The organism is Halomonas sp. HK25 (assembly GCF_047795635.1).
Classification (GTDB): Bacteria; Pseudomonadota; Gammaproteobacteria; order Pseudomonadales; family Halomonadaceae; genus Halomonas.
Window position 1 is genome coordinate 734,839 of sequence record NZ_CP181044.1, and the last position, 15,982, is coordinate 750,820.

General features: G+C 67.7%; 15 protein-coding genes. 7 read left to right on the forward strand and 8 right to left on the reverse strand.

The genetic code is table 11. From position 1 onward, the window contains the following. Window positions 1–63: 63 nt before the first annotated feature. The 4 genes from ACM26W_RS03545 to ACM26W_RS03560 all read right to left on the reverse strand — a co-directional run bounded on the left by ACM26W_RS03545 (window position 64) and on the right by ACM26W_RS03560 (window position 6,749). Window positions 64–3,039 (reverse strand): valine--tRNA ligase, encoded by a 2,976-nt coding sequence (locus ACM26W_RS03545; RefSeq protein WP_416139493.1) that lies wholly within the window; start codon window positions 3,037–3,039, stop codon window positions 64–66. 313 nt (window positions 3,040–3,352) lie between these two features. Further along, window positions 3,353–3,814, reverse strand: coding sequence for a DNA polymerase III subunit chi (locus tag ACM26W_RS03550; protein WP_416139494.1), 462 nt, complete (start codon window positions 3,812–3,814; stop codon window positions 3,353–3,355). Between the two features lie 169 nt (window positions 3,815–3,983). Continuing rightward, on the reverse strand, window positions 3,984–5,084 hold the full coding sequence (locus tag ACM26W_RS03555) for a branched-chain amino acid aminotransferase (protein ID WP_416139495.1): 1,101 nt from the start codon (window positions 5,082–5,084) through the stop codon (window positions 3,984–3,986). A 144-nt stretch (window positions 5,085–5,228) separates the two neighbouring features. Beyond that, on the reverse strand, window positions 5,229–6,749 hold the full coding sequence (locus ACM26W_RS03560) for a leucyl aminopeptidase (RefSeq protein WP_416139496.1): 1,521 nt from the start codon (window positions 6,747–6,749) through the stop codon (window positions 5,229–5,231). 150 nt (window positions 6,750–6,899) lie between these two features. Between ACM26W_RS03560 and lptF the strand changes: the two genes are divergently transcribed. The 5 genes from lptF to bfr all read left to right on the forward strand — a co-directional run bounded on the left by lptF (window position 6,900) and on the right by bfr (window position 10,494). Next, on the forward strand, window positions 6,900–7,982 hold the full coding sequence (gene lptF / locus ACM26W_RS03565) for an LPS export ABC transporter permease LptF (protein WP_416139497.1): 1,083 nt from the start codon (window positions 6,900–6,902) through the stop codon (window positions 7,980–7,982). After that, window positions 7,979–9,043: an LPS export ABC transporter permease LptG gene (gene lptG, locus ACM26W_RS03570; protein WP_416139498.1), complete on the forward strand. Its 1,065-nt coding sequence runs from the start codon at window positions 7,979–7,981 to the stop codon at window positions 9,041–9,043. The genes lptF and lptG overlap by 4 nt, the downstream gene beginning before the upstream one ends. A 13-nt stretch (window positions 9,044–9,056) precedes the next feature. Next, window positions 9,057–9,533 carry an RDD family protein gene (locus ACM26W_RS03575; RefSeq protein ID WP_416139499.1) on the forward strand — a complete coding sequence of 159 codons (477 nt, stop codon included), beginning with the start codon at window positions 9,057–9,059 and terminating at the stop codon, window positions 9,531–9,533. Between the two features lie 116 nt (window positions 9,534–9,649). Further along, window positions 9,650–9,856 carry a (2Fe-2S)-binding protein gene (locus ACM26W_RS03580; RefSeq protein ID WP_416139500.1) on the forward strand — a complete coding sequence of 69 codons (207 nt, stop codon included), beginning with the start codon at window positions 9,650–9,652 and terminating at the stop codon, window positions 9,854–9,856. 155 nt (window positions 9,857–10,011) lie between these two features. Beyond that, window positions 10,012–10,494 carry a bacterioferritin gene (gene bfr / locus ACM26W_RS03585; RefSeq protein ID WP_416139501.1) on the forward strand — a complete coding sequence of 161 codons (483 nt, stop codon included), beginning with the start codon at window positions 10,012–10,014 and terminating at the stop codon, window positions 10,492–10,494. Between the two features lie 92 nt (window positions 10,495–10,586). Here the strand turns inward: bfr and ACM26W_RS03590 are convergent, their stop codons facing one another. The 4 genes from ACM26W_RS03590 to ACM26W_RS03605 all read right to left on the reverse strand — a co-directional run bounded on the left by ACM26W_RS03590 (window position 10,587) and on the right by ACM26W_RS03605 (window position 13,810). After that, a complete protein-coding gene (locus ACM26W_RS03590) occupies window positions 10,587–10,811 on the reverse strand; it encodes a DUF1653 domain-containing protein (protein ID WP_416139502.1) in 225 nt (74 codons plus the stop codon). 18 nt (window positions 10,812–10,829) lie between these two features. Further along, entirely contained in the window at window positions 10,830–11,675 is an 846-nt protein-coding gene (gene tcdA / locus ACM26W_RS03595; protein ID WP_416139503.1) for a tRNA cyclic N6-threonylcarbamoyladenosine(37) synthase TcdA, read from the reverse strand. Window positions 11,676–11,688: 13 nt separating this feature from the next. Next, window positions 11,689–12,462: a pseudouridine synthase gene (locus ACM26W_RS03600; protein ID WP_416139504.1), complete on the reverse strand. Its 774-nt coding sequence runs from the start codon at window positions 12,460–12,462 to the stop codon at window positions 11,689–11,691. A 166-nt stretch (window positions 12,463–12,628) separates the two neighbouring features. Then, window positions 12,629–13,810 (reverse strand): cation diffusion facilitator family transporter, encoded by a 1,182-nt coding sequence (locus tag ACM26W_RS03605; protein WP_416139505.1) that lies wholly within the window; start codon window positions 13,808–13,810, stop codon window positions 12,629–12,631. Window positions 13,811–13,981: 171 nt separating this feature from the next. Here ACM26W_RS03605 and ACM26W_RS03610 point away from each other — a divergent pair, with 171 nt between their 5' ends. Both ACM26W_RS03610 and ACM26W_RS03615 read left to right on the forward strand, forming a co-directional pair. Beyond that, complete coding sequence (locus ACM26W_RS03610; RefSeq protein WP_416139506.1) at window positions 13,982–14,656, forward strand: SDR family oxidoreductase; 675 nt, start codon at window positions 13,982–13,984, stop codon at window positions 14,654–14,656. Between the two features lie 96 nt (window positions 14,657–14,752). Next, a complete protein-coding gene (locus ACM26W_RS03615; RefSeq protein ID WP_416139507.1) occupies window positions 14,753–15,982 on the forward strand; it encodes an MFS transporter in 1,230 nt (409 codons plus the stop codon).

The following is a 15,982-nucleotide window of genomic DNA, read 5'->3' on the forward strand; positions in this document are numbered from 1 at the left end:
GGCGGCGCACCAACGCAAGCGGCCCGCCGAAGGCGGGCCGCTGGACCTGGCGGAACGGGTGGCTCAGAGGGCGGCGATCTTGTTGCGCTGCTCCACCAGCAGGCGGCGCGCCGCCTGGAAGTCGGCCAACTTCGCGCGCTCCTTGTCCACCACGGCCTCCGGTGCCTTGGCCACGAAGCCCTCGTTGCCAAGCTTCTTCTCGATGCCGCCGATCAGCTTCTCCTGCTTGTCGATCTCCTTGCCCAGTCGTGCGAGCTCGGCGTCCTTGTCGATCAGGTCGGCCATGGGCACCAGCACCTCCATCTCGCCCACCAGCTGGGTGGCCGACAGCGGCGCCTGGGCGGGATCCTCGAGCCAGGTGACGCTCTCCAGCTTGGCCAGCTTGGCCAGGAAACGGCGGTTGGCCGTGAGGCGCGCTGGGTCGTCCGGGCCGCCCTTGGTGAGCAGCACCTCCAGCGGCTTGCCCGGGGCGATGTTCATCTCGGCGCGGATGTTGCGGATCGCCACGATCACGCCCTTGAGCCACTCGATGTCGCGGGTGGCGGTCTCGTCGAGCAGTGCCTCGTCGGCCGCCGGCCAGGGCTGCTCCATGATGGAGCCGTCCGTATCCTTCGCGAGGGTGCCGGCCAGGGGCGCCACGCGCTGCCAGATCTCCTCGCTGATATAGGGCATCATCGGGTGGGCCAGGCGCAGGATCGCCTCCAGCACTCGCACCAGGGTCTGGCGGGTGCCGCGCTTGGCCGCGTCCAAGGCGGCCTCATCCCACAGCACCGGCTTGGATAGCTCCAGGTACCAGTCGCAGTACTCGTTCCAGACGAACTCGTAGAGCGCCTGCGACGCATGGTCGAAGCGGAACTCCTCCATCGCCCTGGTCACCTGGGCGGCGGTCTGCTGCAGGCGCGAGAGGACCCAGCGGTCGGCCAGCGACAATTCGACGGGGGTCTCGTCGAGCCCGGTGTCCTCGCCCTCGGCGTTCATCAGCACATAGCGCGAGGCATTCCACAGCTTGTTGCAGAAGTTGCGGTAGCCGTCCAGGCGGCCCATGTCGAACTTGATATCGCGCCCGGTGGTGGCCTGGGAGAGGAAGGTGAAGCGCAGCGCGTCGGTGCCGTGGGGCTCGATGCCCTCGGGGAACTCGCTGCGGGTGGCCTTCTCGATCGCCCTGGCCTTCTGGGGCTGCATCAGGCTGCCGGCGCGCTTCTCGACCAGGGTATCGAGCCCGATCCCGTCGATCAGGTCGATGGGGTCGAGCACGTTGCCCTTGGACTTGGACATCTTCTGGCCCTGGCCGTCGCGCACCAGGCCGTGCACATAGACCTGCTTGAAGGGCACTTCGCCGGTGAACTTCAGGGTCAGCATGATCATCCGGGCGACCCAGAAGAAGATGATGTCGAAGCCGGTGACCAGCACGCTGGAGGGATGGAAGGTGCGCAGCTCTTCGGTGCGCTCCGGCCAGCCCAGGGTGCCGAAGGTCCACAGGCCCGAGCTGAACCAGGTGTCGAGGACGTCCTCGTCCTGGGTGAGGCGCGGCACGCCCAGCTTCTCCATGGTCTTGAGGGCATCGGCGGTCAGCTCGGTGGTGCCGCCCAGCAGCTGATTGAAGCCGCGCAGACGCATGGCGGTGTCGAAGTCGCCCTGTTCGTGCTCGATGAAGTGGGCCAGCTCGACCAGGTAGTCGCGGGTGGCCTCCACCTCGTTGCGGGCCACGAAGACGTTGCCGTCGGCGTCGTACCAGGCGGGGATGCGGTGACCCCACCACAGCTGGCGGGAGATGCACCAGTCCTGCAGGTCGCGCATCCAGGCGAAGTACATGTTCTCGTAGTTCTTGGGCACGAACTGGATATCGCCCTTCTCCACCGCCTCGATGGCCGGCTTGGCGAGGCTCTCCACGGCGACGAACCACTGGTCGGTGAGCAGCGGCTCGATGACGTCACCGGAGCGGTCGCCGTAGGGCAGGGTGTTGTTGACCGTCTCGATCTGCTCGAGGAGCCCGGCGGCCTCCATGTCGGCGACGATGCGCGCTCGAGCCTCGAAGCGGTCCAGGCCGGCGTATGCCTCGGGCAGGTTCGGGTCGATATCGGGCAGGGGACGGCCCTGGATATCGAAGGCCTCGGCCTGGGCAAGAATCGCCGCGTCCTGGGTGAAGACGTTGATCAGCGGCAGGCCCTGGCGCTTGCCGACCTCGTAGTCGTTGAAGTCGTGGGCGGGGGTGATCTTCACGCAGCCGGAGCCTTTCTCCATATCGGCATGCTCGTCGGCCACCACCGGGATGCGACGCCCGACCAGCGGCAGGATGATCGCCTTGCCCACCAGCGAGGCGTAGCGGGGGTCTTCCGGGTTGACCGCCACGCCGGTGTCACCCAGCAGGGTCTCCGGGCGGGTGGTGGCAACGACGAGATAATCCTTGCCGTCATCGGTGGTCACGCCGTCGGCCAGCGGGTAGCGGAAGTGCCAGAACTGGCCCTGCTGGTCACGGTTCTCCACCTCGAGATCGGAGATGGCGGTGTGCAGGGTCGGGTCCCAGTTGACCAGCCGCTTGCCGCGGTAGATCAGGTCTTCCTTGAAGAGGCGCACGAAGACCTCCTGGACCGCCTGGTAGAAGCCGTCGTCCATGGTGAAGCGCTCGCGGCTCCAGTCGACGCTGGCGCCCATGCGGCGCAGCTGGCGGGTGATATGGCCGCCGGACTCGTGCTTCCACTCCCACACCTTGTCGATGAAGGCCTCGCGGCCGAGGTCGTGGCGAGTCTTGCCCTCTTCCGCGGCGACCTTGCGCTCCACCAGCATCTGAGTGGCGATCCCGGCGTGGTCGGTGCCCACCTGCCAGAGGGTGTTGCGCCCCTGCATCCGCCGCCAGCGGGTCAGGGTATCCATGATGGTGTCCTGGAAGGCGTGGCCCATGTGCAGACTGCCGGTGACGTTGGGCGGCGGGATCATGATGGAGTAGGGCTCGCCTTTGCCTGAGGGGGCGAAGCGGCCATCGGCCTCCCAGCGCTCGTACCAGCGGGATTCGATCTGCTCGGGTTGGTAGGTCTTGTCCATGGGCGTTCCGGGTCCAGAAATGAGCACCGCCGGCCAGTTGGCCGGACGGCAGGAGAGGGCGACGAGAAATGGGGCCTTGCATGGCGTGACGCTGCCTTGTGGGAGCCAGGCTCCGCCGGGCGAATGGCGCCGCAGGCGCCTGGGCGGTGTTGTTTGTGTTGGCGTCTGCCGCCAGGGAGTCCTTCGGCCTCCATTCGCCGGGCAAAGCCCAGCTCCCACATGGTGGTGCAGCCTCAACCTCAACAGAGGTTCATGCCAGAGTGCAGTGCTTCCAAAAAATGGCCTAGATTATAGCGCGGCGAGACGCCCGACGTCAGCCTGACTGCCCGCGCAGCTGATGCGCCTTGACCGGGTAGCCGCGCTTCTTGTAGGTCTGCCAGCACTCGCGCTTGGCCACCAGCACCTCCTGGTGCTGGTTGATGATCTCGGCGACCCGCTCGAAGCGCGAGAACCACTCGGGGATGCCCGGGGAGAGGTTGAGCAGCGCCTGCACGGCCAGGTCGGGGGAGGGCGGCGACGCCCAGCCGATGGTCACCGGAATCCGGGCGTCGAGTTCGGCCGCGGCGCCTTCCTCGCCCAGCAGGGCGTGGGGCACATAGGCGTCGGGGCGAAAGGTCCAGAGCCGCTCGTCGAGGGTTCTGGCCATGGCCTCGTCCTCGGCGTGCAGGTGCAGCCGATAGCCCTTGCGCTGGATGGTCTCGGCCAGCCGGCAGGCGAAGTCGAGGCGCGCCTCCAGGGTGGTGTCGGGGAGGACGTAGAAATCGATCTGGGTCATGAATATCCCCTTCGGGGAGCCATAAGCTGTAAGAGTGGAGCTTCGCTCCTGGAAGCTGGAAGAAAAAACTTGATCACAAGGTTGGTGGAATCACTCTGCCTTCCAGCTTCCAGCTTCCAGCTTCCAGCTTCCAGCTTCCAGCTTCCAGCTTCCAGCTTCCAGCTCAGGGTCAGACCAGCCGCGTCAACCAGCCGTGGGTGTCCTCGGCGCGGCCGTACTGCAGGTCGAGCAGTTTGGTGCGCAGGCGCTTGGCGATGGGATTGCCGCTGTCCTCCTTCAGGCGGATGCTGCCCTCCTCGGTGACCAGCTCACCCACCGGGGTGATCACCGCGGCGGTGCCGCAGGCGAACACCTCGGTGAGTTCGCCGGAGGCGGCGGCCTCTCGCCACTCGTCGATGCTGATCGGACGCTCCTCGGGGGTGAGGCCCTCGTCGCGGGCCAGGGTCAGCACCGAGTCGCGGGTCACGCCCTCGAGGATGGTGTCGGTCAGGCGCGGGGTGACGATGCGGCCGTCCTTGAAGACAAAGAACAGGTTCATGCCGCCCAGCTCCTCGACCCACTTGTTCTCGACCGCGTCCAGGAAGGCCACCTGACCGCAGTCGTGGGCGCTGGCTTCCTTCTGGGCGGCCAGCGAGGCGGCGTAGTTGCCGCCGCACTTGGCGAAGCCGGTGCCGCCCGGGGCGGCACGCTTGTAGTGGCTGGAGAGCCAGATGGAGACCGGCTCCACACCGCCCTTGAAGTAGGCCGCCGCGGGGGAGGCAATCACGTAGTAGTCCACCTCATGAGCCGGACGCACGCCGAGGAACTTCTCGCTGGCGATCATGAAGGGGCGCAGATAGAGGCTGCACTCGTCGGCCTCATTCTTCGGCGTGGGCACCCAGGCGTGGTCCTGGGCCAGCAGCGCCTTGAGCGAGCCGATGAAGTCCTCGTCGGAAAGTTCCGGCAGGGCCAGGCGGCGGGCGCTGCGGCGGAAGCGCTCGGCGTTCTTCTCCGGGCGGAAGGTCCACACCGAGCCGTCGGCGTGGCGGTAGGCCTTGATGCCCTCGAAGATCTCCTGGGCGTAGTGCAGCACCGCGGCAGCGGGGTCCAGGGTCAGCGGCCCGTAGGGACGCACCTCGCGGCCGTGCCAATCGGCGTCCAGGGTCCAGCGCACATGGGCCATGTGGTCGCTGAAGTAGCGGCCAAAGCCGGGGTTGGCGAGGATCTCCTCACGGATCGAGTCGGCCGTGGAGGTGGAGTTGGGCAGGAGTTCGAAGCTGGCAGTCGACACGGCAAGGGGTCTCCGCTACTCCCGGGGCGTGCCGGCCCCGGGGTGATACAGGAAGCTCGGGCCGGCGAGGGCCGGCCCGGGTCATGGATTCATCGTCAGTTCCACATGAGAAAGGCGATACGGGAAAAACGCAAGCCCACGCCGCTATTCCGCCTCGGTCTCCACCACGGCATCGCCTTCTCGGTCCAACAGATACTGGGTCAGCAGGCCCACCGGGCGGCCGCTGGCCCCCTTCTGCTTGCCGGAGGTCCAGGCGGTGCCGGCGATGTCCAGATGCGCCCAGGGAAACTTGTCGGCGAAGCGCGAGAGGAAGCAGGCGGCGGTGATGGTGCCCGCCGGCTTACCGCCGATGTTGGCCAGGTCGGCGAAGTTGGAGTCGAGCTGCTCCTGGTATTCGTCCCACAATGGCAGGTGCCAGGCGCGGTCCCAGGCCGCCTCGCCGGCGTCCAGCAGGTCCAGGGCCAGGTCGTCGTCGTTGGCGAGCAGGCCGGTGGCGTGGTGGCCCAGGGCGATGATGCAGGCGCCGGTGAGGGTGGCGATGTCCACGACGCTGGCCGGTTCGAAGCGCTCGGCGTAGGTGAGGGCATCGCACAGCACCAGGCGGCCCTCGGCGTCGGTGTTGAGTACCTCCACGGAGAGGCCCTTGAGCGTCTTGATGATGTCGCCGGGCTTGGTGGCGCGGCCGTCTGGCATGTTCTCGGCGGCGGCGACGATGGCCACCAGGTTGACCTTCGGGCGGATACCGAGCACCGCCTGGACGGTGCCGAACACGCTGGCCGCCCCGCACATGTCGAACTTCATCTCGTCCATGGCCTCGCCGGGCTTGAGCGAGATGCCGCCGGTGTCGAAGGTGATGCCCTTGCCCACCAGCACGTGGGGCGCCTCGTCGGGGTTATCGGCCCCCTGGTACTTCATGACGATCAGCCGCGAGGGCTGAGCGCTGCCGCGGCCCACCGAGAGCAGGCTGTGGGCGCCCAGCGCCTCCAGGGCCTCCTCGTCGAGGATCTCCACCTCAAGGGCGCCACCGGAGGCCTGGCCCAGCGCCTCGGCCTGCTCGGCCAGGTAGCTGGGGGTGCAGACGTTGCCCGGCAGGTTGCCCAAGGTGCGGGTGGTATTCACGCCCTGGCCCACGGCGTCGCCGATCCGCGCGCCCTCGCGAGCGGCAGCGGCCTCGCCGTCCTCGCTGACCAGCAAGGTTACCTGGGCCAGGCGCGTGGCGGGGGCCTTCTCGGACTTGAACTCATCGAAGCGATAGAGGGCACGATGGGTCGCCTCGGCCACCATGCGCGCCTTCCAGTCGGCGTCGCGCTCGGCCAGCGGCACATCGGTGAAGGCCACCGCGCAGTCATCGATCGGGAGGTCGGCCAGGGCCGTGAAGGCGGCGTCCAGGGCCTTGCGGAAGGCGGCTTCCTGGCACGTGTCGCGCTTGCCCAGGCCCACCAGCAGCAGACGCTCGGCGGAGAGGCCCGGGGCGAAGGGGATCATCTGCACCTTGCCCAGCTTGGCGTCGAAGTCGCCGCGCTCGATGAGCTGGCCGATCAGCTTCTCGCTGGCGTCGTCTAGGCGTGCAGCGGTAGGCAGCAGCTCGCCCTCCTGATACACCGGGATGACGAGGCAGGCGGTCTCGACCTTGGCGGGGTTACCCGTCTTGACAGGAAATTCCATGGCGTCTCCACAGACAAGCGTGTTTGGTTGCAGGCGTCGGGGTTACAAGGGTCAGGGTTACAAGTGCAGGGGGATTCTGGATAATGCCGGCACGTCGCCGTGCCGCATCAGTGTACCCAAGGCATGGCCCCATTGCATGGCGGGCGCCGCATGATCATCTTCCGTTACCTGACCCGCGAGATCCTGCTGACCATGGCCGCCGTTGCCGGCGTGCTGTTGCTGGTGATCATGGGCAGTCGCTTCATTCGCTACTTCAGCGACGCCGCCGAGGGCGACATCCCGGCCAGTATTCTCGGCACCCTGATGCTGTTCCATCTGCCGGGGTTCCTCGAGCTAATCCTGCCGTTGGCCTTCTTCCTCGGTATCCTGCTCGCCTATGGCCAGCTCTACCTCAACAGCGAGATCACCGTGATGGTGGCCTGCGGCACCAGCCCCAACAAGTTGCTCCAGGTGAGTCTGGTGCCGGCCACCCTGGTGGCGGTCCTGGTGGCGCTGTGCAGCCTGTGGCTGACGCCGGCCGGCGCCCTGCACAACGCGGTGATGCTCGAGGAGCAGCGCAGCCGCATCGACTTCTCGGCCCTGGCGCCGGGGCGCTTCCAGGAGTTCGGCAGCGGCCGCACCGCCTATATGGAGGGACTCAGCGATGACGGCAGCGAGATGCGTGGCGTCTTCATCAGCGAGCGCCAGCGTCGACGTGACGGCACCCCGGAAACGGCGATGACCCGGGCCGGAGGGGGCTACCAGACCCTGGACATGGAGACCGGCAGCCGCTTTCTGGTGCTTACCGACGGCGAGCGCTACAGCGTTGCCCCGGGGCGTTTCGAGGCGGAGCGTCTCGAGTTCGACACCTACGCGGTGCGCCTCTCCCAGGCCGATGACCTGCGTGAGCTCGACGCGCCCGAGTACGCCAGCACCGCGGCGCTGTTCGGCGACGACTCGACCCGCGCCCAGGCCCAGCTGCAGTGGCGTCTGGGGCTGCCGCTGATGGTCTTCATCCTGACCCTGCTGGCGATGCCGCTCTCCCGGGTCAATCCGCGCCAGGGACGCTTCGCCAAGCTGCTGCCGGCGATCTTCCTGCACGTCGCCTACCTGAGCCTGCTGCTGGCCGCCCTGGATGCCATCGGCCGCGGTGCCCTGCCGGCACTGGTGGGCATGTGGCCGATCCATGGCGCCTTCCTGGCCCTCGGGCTGATCATGATGGCGCGCGCCCAGCGCAAGGGGATGAGCGGATGATTGCCGATCGTTTCGACCGCTATCTGGCGCGCAACGTCCTGGGGGCCATCATCGTGGTGCAGGTGGTGCTGCTGGGCCTGGACCTGGTGATCTCCTACATCAACGACCTGGACGACGTGGAAGGCGACTACGGCGCCTTCCACGTGCTGCTCTATCTGGGAATGCGCCTGCCCTGGCGCTTCTATCAATACGCCCCGGTGGGGGTGCTGATCGGCGCGCTGATCGGCCTGGGTAGCATGGCCTCGAGCAACGAGCTCACCGTGATGCGTGCCGCCGGGCGCTCGCTCACCCGCATCCTGTGGGGGGCGATGAAGCCGATCATCCTGGTGATCGTGGTGGTACTGCTGGTGGCCGAGTACGTCGCCCCGCGCACCGAGCAGTTCGCCAATGCCTGGCGCCTGGAGCGCATCCAGGGGGCCGGGGCGGTGGTCACCGAGCGCGGCGGCTGGCAGCGCGAGGGCGACAGCTTCTACCGCTTCGGGGCCATCCGCGCCGATGACACCGTGCTCGACCTGACCCGCTACCGTTTCGAGGGGCAGCGCCTGGTGGAGGCCTCCAGCGCCGAGCGCGCCGCCTGGCGTGACGGCAGCTGGCGGCTGGAGGGGGTGGAGGTCACGCGCTTTCACGACGAGCACACCGAGGCCGAGCGCCATGACACCCTGCCCTGGGAGACCAGCCTGACGCCTGAGCAGCTCAACCGCCTGTTGCGGTCCATCAACAGCCAGGCACCCAGCGAGCTTCTGGCCTATGCCCGCTATCTCCAGGCTCAGGGGCAGGCAGCGACCCAGCCGCTGCTCTATTTCTGGCAGAAGATGCTGATGCCCTTGACCATGGGCTCGCTGGTGCTGGTGGCGGCCTCCTTCGTGTTCGGCCCGCTGCGCACCGTGGCCGCCGGTACCCGGGTCTTCTATGGGGTGGTCACCGGGCTGGTCTTCAAGTACCTGCAGGACCTGCTGGCGCCGGCCTCCATGGTGTTCGGTTTCTCGCCCGCCTGGGCGGTGCTGGCGCCGACCCTGATCTGTGCCGCCGTGGGGCTCTACCTGCTGCGGCGAACCGCCTGAGCAAGGAACTTCCATGCAACGACGTTTCGGCAACCTCGACGACGTCTGGCCGGCGGGGCTTACCCGCCGGCTGGGCGCCATGCTCTACGACAGTTTCCTGGTGGCCGCCATCTGGCTCCTGGTGGCTGGGCTGCACCTGCTGGTGGGGCGTCAGCTGCTGGGGATTTCCGCCGAGCAGGTGGGGGCCGGCCTGCTCTGGGGGCTCTCCTTGCAGCTGCTGCTGCTGGTCTCGGCCTTCGCCTTCTTCGCCTTCTTCTGGACCAGAGGCGGTGTGACGCTCGGCATGCAGGCCTGGCGGCTGCGGGTGCAGACCCTCGACGGCGTCTCCATCACCCTGGCCCAGGCGGCGGTGCGCTTCCTGGTGGCCTGCCTGTCGATCGCGGCCTTTGGCCTCGGCTACCTGTGGATCCTGTTCGATGCCGAGCGGCGCAGCTGGGCGGATATCGCCTCGGGAACCCGGGTGGTGGTGCTGCCCAAGCCGCCCAGGTAGCGGATGGGCCGCCGCAGCGATATTGATCCGGATCAGACCTTGGTCTGATTCCCGCTTGCAAGGGCCTATGCGAATCATTTACATTTACTATCGCTATCGTCAGCGAGGTGATGTGAATGTTCGTATGTCTCTGCAAGGGGGTCTCCGACCACCAGATCCGCCAGACCGTCGAGGACGGCGCCCGCAGCTGGCGCGACGTCCAGCGCGAGACCGGGTGCGGCACCCAGTGTGGCAAGTGTGCCGTCCAGGCCAAGGGCCTCACCCGCGAGGCGGTGAAGGCCGAGCTGATGGTGGGCGTCGAGGATCTCGCCTACGCCGTCTGACGGAATCGAGATCATTCTCGCTTTCGTTATCAGGCAGTTGATTTCATTGGTTTTTCGTCAGAATTCGCTAGACTGGTAGGTAGCGTCTGGCAATGCCGCTTCCGGCATGCCAAGCTGCAGATATACTTCCCTGACGACAGCCAAAGGATAAGACCATGAAAGGCGACAGCAAGGTCATCGAGCACCTCAACAAGTCCCTGGGTAACGAACTGGTCGCGATCAACCAGTACTTCCTGCACGCCAAGATGTACAAGGACTGGGGCCTCAAGGCGCTGGCCAAGTGGGAGTACGACGAGTCCATCGAGGAGATGAAGCACGCCGACAGGCTGATCGAGCGCATCCTCTTCCTGGAGGGCATCCCCAACCTGCAGGATCTCGGCAAGCTCCAAATCGGCGAGAACGTCCGCGAGATGCTCGAGTGCGATCTCAAGATCGAACACGAGGGGCGCAACGATTACATCGAGGCGATCACCTACTGCGAGCAGGTCAAGGACTATGTCACCCGCGACCTCTTTCGTGAGATCCTCGCCGACGAGGAAGACCACATCGACCATATCGAGACCGAGCTCGGCCTGATCGACAAGGTCGGCATCGAGAACTACATGCTCAAGCAGATGCAGGAAGCCGGCGAGGAGTAATCGCCCGCCTTCCATTCATCATCTCACAGACACCGGCGCCCTCGTGGCGCCGGTGGTGTTTCCGCCCCCCCCCCCTTTCCGGTGAGAAGGGCTCAGAATGCCTTCTCCAGCTCGAAGCGCGGCACCGGTTCTCCCCGCACCTCCACCAGCTCGGTGAAGTTGTCCAGAGGGCGAACCCACAGGCCGTATTCACCGTAGAGGGCGCGATAGACCACCAGCGGCTCTTCGGTCTCGCTGTGGTGGGCCAGGCCCAGCACCTCGTAGCGGTTGCCCTTGTAGTGGGCATAGATACCGGGGACGGGAAGGGTGCGGGTCATGGGGAGAACTCCAGAGGGTCAGGGGGTCGCGTGGGCGTGGCGGGCCAGCCTGGCCAGCACCCGGGAGGCGGCGGTGAAGCCGAAGCTGCCGGTGAGGAAGGTGGCCGCGCCGAAACCGGAGGCGCAGTCCAGCCGCGTGGCTTCGCCGCTGCCCGGCTTCTGGAAACATACCTCGCCGTCGCTGCCCGGGTAGGCCAGCTGTTCGTCAGAGTAGACGCACTCCACGGAGAAGCGCCGCTTCGGGTTGCGCGAGAAGCCGAAGTCGCGACGCAGCCGGGCGCGTACCTTGGCCAGCAGCGGATCGTGCTCGGTGCGGGCCAGGTCCGCCACCTTGATGCGGGTGGGGTCGGTCTGGCCGCCGGCGGCGCCGGTGACGGTGATCGGCAGCTTGCGCCGCTTGCACCAGGCGATCAGTGCCGCCTTGGCCACCACGCTGTCGATGGCGTCCACCACATGGTCGGCGTCCTCGGGAATGCGTTCGGCCAGGTTGGTGGGGGTGACGAAGGCGGTATCGGCCACCACCTCGATGCCCGGCTGGATGGCCAGACAGCGCTCGGCCAGCACCTCCACCTTGGGCCGGCCGATGGTGCCGTTCAGGGCGTGGAGCTGGCGGTTGACGTTGGAGACGCAGACATCGTCCAGGTCGATCAGGGTGAGCCGGCCGATGCCGGAGCGGGCCAGCGCCTCCACGGTCCAGCTGCCGACGCCGCCGACGCCCACCACCACCACGTGGGCCGAGCGGAAGCGCTCGAAGGCACGGGCGCCGTAGAGGCGTCGGATGCCGCCGAAGCGCAGGGCGTGGTCGTCCGTCTCGACGGTGTCCTGCGGGACGACGGCTTGGGAAGCGAAGGGCAGATCGGTCATGGTGGCGTGTCGGTCAGTCGATGGCGGCGGGTTCGGGGTGCGGCTGGTTCTCGCCCACGGCGTCCACCGGCAGGTGGCCGGCCCAGCCGAAGCGCCGGAACAGTGCACTCATGGTGGTATCCAGGGCGCAGCTCAGGCGCAGCGGCTGCCCGCTCACCGGGTGCACGAAGGCCAGCTCGGTGGCGGCCAGCAGCAGCCGCGGGGCGTCGAGGCACTCGGCGAAGAACCGGTTGTGGTTGCCCTTGCCATGCTTGGCGTCGCCGATGATCGGATAGCCCCGCTGGGACAGGTGACGGCGGATCTGGTGGCGGCGTCCGGTGAGTGGGCGTGCCTCCATCAGCGAATAGCGGCTATGGGCATAGCGATCCACCTGCACCGGCAGCTCCACGCTGTCCAGGCGCCTGATATCGGTGACCGCCTCCATGGCGGGCATCTCCGCCTTGGGGCGGCTGCCATCCTCCTCGCGCAGCGGATACTCGAGCCGCTCGGCCGCGGGGCCGATGCCGCGCACCACCGCCAGGTAGCGCTTGGCAACCCGGCGCTCGGCGAAGGCCTCGCTGAGCCGGGTGGCGACCGCGGCTGACAGGGCCAGCACCATCACCCCCGAGGTGGGGCGGTCCAGCCGGTGCACCGGGTAGACCCGCTGGCCGAGCTGGTCGCGCAGCCGCTGCAGCAGGAACACGCGCTCGCCGCGGGCCAGGGCGGTGCGGTGCACCAGCAGGCCGGCCGGCTTGTGCACGGCCACCAGGTGCTCGTCGAGATGCAGGATGCGCAGGGGGTCGCTCATACCGTAGGAACCGCCGAGTCAGTAGGAACCGTCACAAAGTGGCCGGCTATTGTCACCGCCCGGGGCAACGATGTCACCCAGGAGTGGCTGTCACGCCGGCGGCAGCAGGCCGCGGACCAGCGCCTCTGCACCCGGCTGATCTAGAAGGGACGGCATCGCCGACGCCTCAGCGGGCGGCAGAGGGCAGTGGTGCCAGGCGGCGAATCTCCACGTGGGAGAACCAGTCGAGGTCCGCGGCGGCGGCCTTAAGCCGGCGGGCCGTCTGCTGGCTATCCAGCAACGAGTGCTCATCGAGGCAAGCCACTACCGTGACGCGACCCTCCAGGTAGTGAAGCTCCAGGTCGCGCAGCTCCGGCCAGTCGGGAAGGGTGGACCAGCGCTGCGTCAGCGCCGCCTCCACCTCGGGGCGCAGCGGCAGGCCGGGCAGGCGGCTCGGATCGCCCGCGCCGGCGTCATCCTCGGGGTCGATGTGGAAGGTCAGGTCGGTCAGCTCCGGGTGGGCCTGACGCAGTCGGCGGCTCACCTCGTTGCCGATCTCGTGGCCCTCGGAGACGCTGATTCGCGGCGATACCACCACGTGGAGATCGAGCATGGTGCGTCCGGCCGATTGGCGAGTGCGCAGGTCGTGGATGCCCTCCACCCCGGGCACGCTCAGCGCCACATCGCGCATCGCCTCCTGCTGCGTCACCGGCAGGGCGGTATCGACCAGCTCGCGGCCCGACTCCCACAGCAGGTCCCAGCCTACCTTGCCGACCAGCAGCCCCACGATCACTGCGGCCACCGTGTCCAGCCAGCCGTGGCCGAGCTGTGTGCCCACCAGGCCTACCAGCACCACCCCGGTGGAGAGCACGTCGGAGCGGGAGTGCCAGGCGTTGGCCGCCAGCAGCTTTGAGCGCAGGCGGCGCGCCACGCGCATGGTGACCTGGAACAATGCCTCCTTGGCGAGCAGGGTGGCGAATGCAATCAGCATGGCCCAGATGCCCGGCGGTGGGATCTGGGCGGCGGAGAACAGCCGCTCCACGCTCGACCATGCGATGGCGCCCGCCACGAAGATCAACACGCTGCCCAGGAAAAGCGTGGCCAGGGTCTCGATGCGACCGTGGCCATAGGGGTGGTCGTGGTCCGGGCCCTGGCTGCCGTAGTGGGTGGCTGCCAGCACGAAACCATCGGTGATCAGGTCCGAGAAGGAGTGGATGCCGTCGGCGATCAGCGCCGCCGAGCCCACCAGGACGCCGGTGATCACCTTGACCAGGCCGACGATACCGTCGACCCAGATGGCAAGCACGGTAATGCGTCGAGTGTCGCGGGTCCTCTGATGGTGGCTGATCTCGTGATCGGTGTTCTGCATGGAAGCCTGGCCTCAGGCGACGCGGTCGGCAGGCACTTGCCGCACTTCGGTCATGGATGTTCTTCAATGCAAATAGTACCGAAAAGGTCCTCTTTCGTGCAACGGCCCCTGCTTGATGTCGGCGCCGGACTGCGCCACTGTCCTGCTGTCCCTTACTACTGAGGAGTTGTCATGTCTTCCACCGTACTGATCACCGGCGCCAACCGCGGCGTCGGCCTCGCCCTGGCCAGCCACTATCGCCATGCTGGCTGGGAGGTGATCGGCGTCTGCCGCGGCAGCGGCGATGACACCGCCGAGCTCCGGCAGGTGGCCAGCCGGGTCATCGAGGGCATCGACGTCACCCGTGACGAGGACGTCGCCCGCCTGGCGGTCGAACTGGAGGGCCAGCGCCTCGACCTGTTGATCAACAACGCCGGCCTGCTCAAGGACGAGCGTCTGGGCGAGATCGACTTCGATGCCATTCGCGAGCAGATGGAGATCAACGCCTACGCGCCGCTACGGGTGACCGAGGCGCTGCTCGGCTGCCTGCGCGAGGACAGCAAGGTGGCCAACATCACCAGCCGCATGGGCTCTATTGCCGACAACGACTCCGGTGGACGCTATGGCTATCGCGCCTCCAAGGCGGCACTCAACGCCTTCGGCAAGTCGCTGGCCATGGACCTCAAGCCCCGCGGCATCGCCGTTATCCAGCTCCACCCCGGCTATGTGCAGACCCGCATGGTCAACTTCGGTGGCCTGATCACCCCGGATGAGGCCGCCGCCGGCATCGCCGCGCGTATCGAAGCGCTCAGCCTGGAAACCACCGGCGGCTTCTGGCACAGCAACGGCGAGCCGCTGGCCTGGTAGCATGAACCGGCGACGAATGCGGGTTTCGCCAATGCTGCTGGCCGCCACGCGAAATATCTGTGTAGGCTAACGGTTTCGTCGTCACCGGAGCCTGCCATGACTGCCTCGCCTCCCGCCGCTTCGTCATCGCCGCCTCATGCGGAGGGCTGGCGGGTCCTGGTGGCCACCACCTGGGTGCAGGTGCTGTGCAGCGGCGGCATGCTGCTGGTGCCGACCCTGGCGCCCCAGGTCGCGGCGGCTTTCGGTGTGCCGACCGGCTGGGTCGGGCTGCAGGTCAGCCTGCTCTACGGGGTGGCGATGCTGACCTCGCTGCAATCGGCGGTGCTCGCTCGTCGCCTTGGCGGTTGCCGGGCCAGCCAGCTGGCCATGGCGCTGGTGATGGGGGGCTGCGCGCTGGCGTTGATCGGAACGCCGCTGGCGCTGCTGGGCACCACCCTGTTGCTGGGCCTCGCCTACGGCATCACCAGCCCCGCGGCGGCGGAGCTGCTCTCCCGGTTCACGCCTCCCGAGCGACGCAACCTCGTCTACTCGATCAAGCAGACCGGTGTTCCCCTGGGCGGCGTGCTGGCCGGCCTGATGGCACCACCGCTTGCCGCGCTGTGGAACTGGCAGGCCGCCTTCCTGGCGGTGGGGGTGGCCTGTCTGGCTACGCTTCTGCTGCTGCAGCCGCGGCGTACCCGCTGGGATGCCAGCCGGGATGCCCGCGTGCGGATGCAGCGCGCCGGCAGCCTGGGCGTGCTGCGCCGCTACCGCGCCATGCGCTGGCTGGGGGCCACCGGCTTCTGCCTCTCTGCGGCCCAGCTCTCGCTGCTCAGCTTCGCGGTGGCCTACATGGTCGAGGAGCTGCTGCTTGGCCTGGTGATGGCGGGCGCCGTGGTGTCGCTGGTTCATGTGGCGGGGGTGACGGGCCGCCTGGGCTGGGGCGCGCTGGCCGACCGCCTGGGGGGCAGCCTGCCGGTGCTGTTCGGCCTGGCCGGCGTCATCGCCTTGATCTTCTTCCTGCTGGCCGTGCTCGGCACCGCGGTGCCGACCTGGGTGACCCTCACCCTGATGGTGGTCGCCGGCGCCACGGCGGTGGGCTGGAACGGGGTCTATCTGGGCGAGGTGGCACGGCGCTGCGAACCCGGTGAGGTAGGCGAGGCCACTGCCGCCGTGCTGGTGCTTACCTATATGGGGGTGCTGGTGGGCCCAGCGCTGTTCAGCCTTGTCGTGTGGCTGACCGGCAGCTATTCGGTGGGCTTCCTGCTGCCCATGGTGACCGGCGCACTGGCCGTCTTCTGTCTGCTGAACTGCGTGCGTAGTGATGCCGCGCCCCGCGCCGCCTGA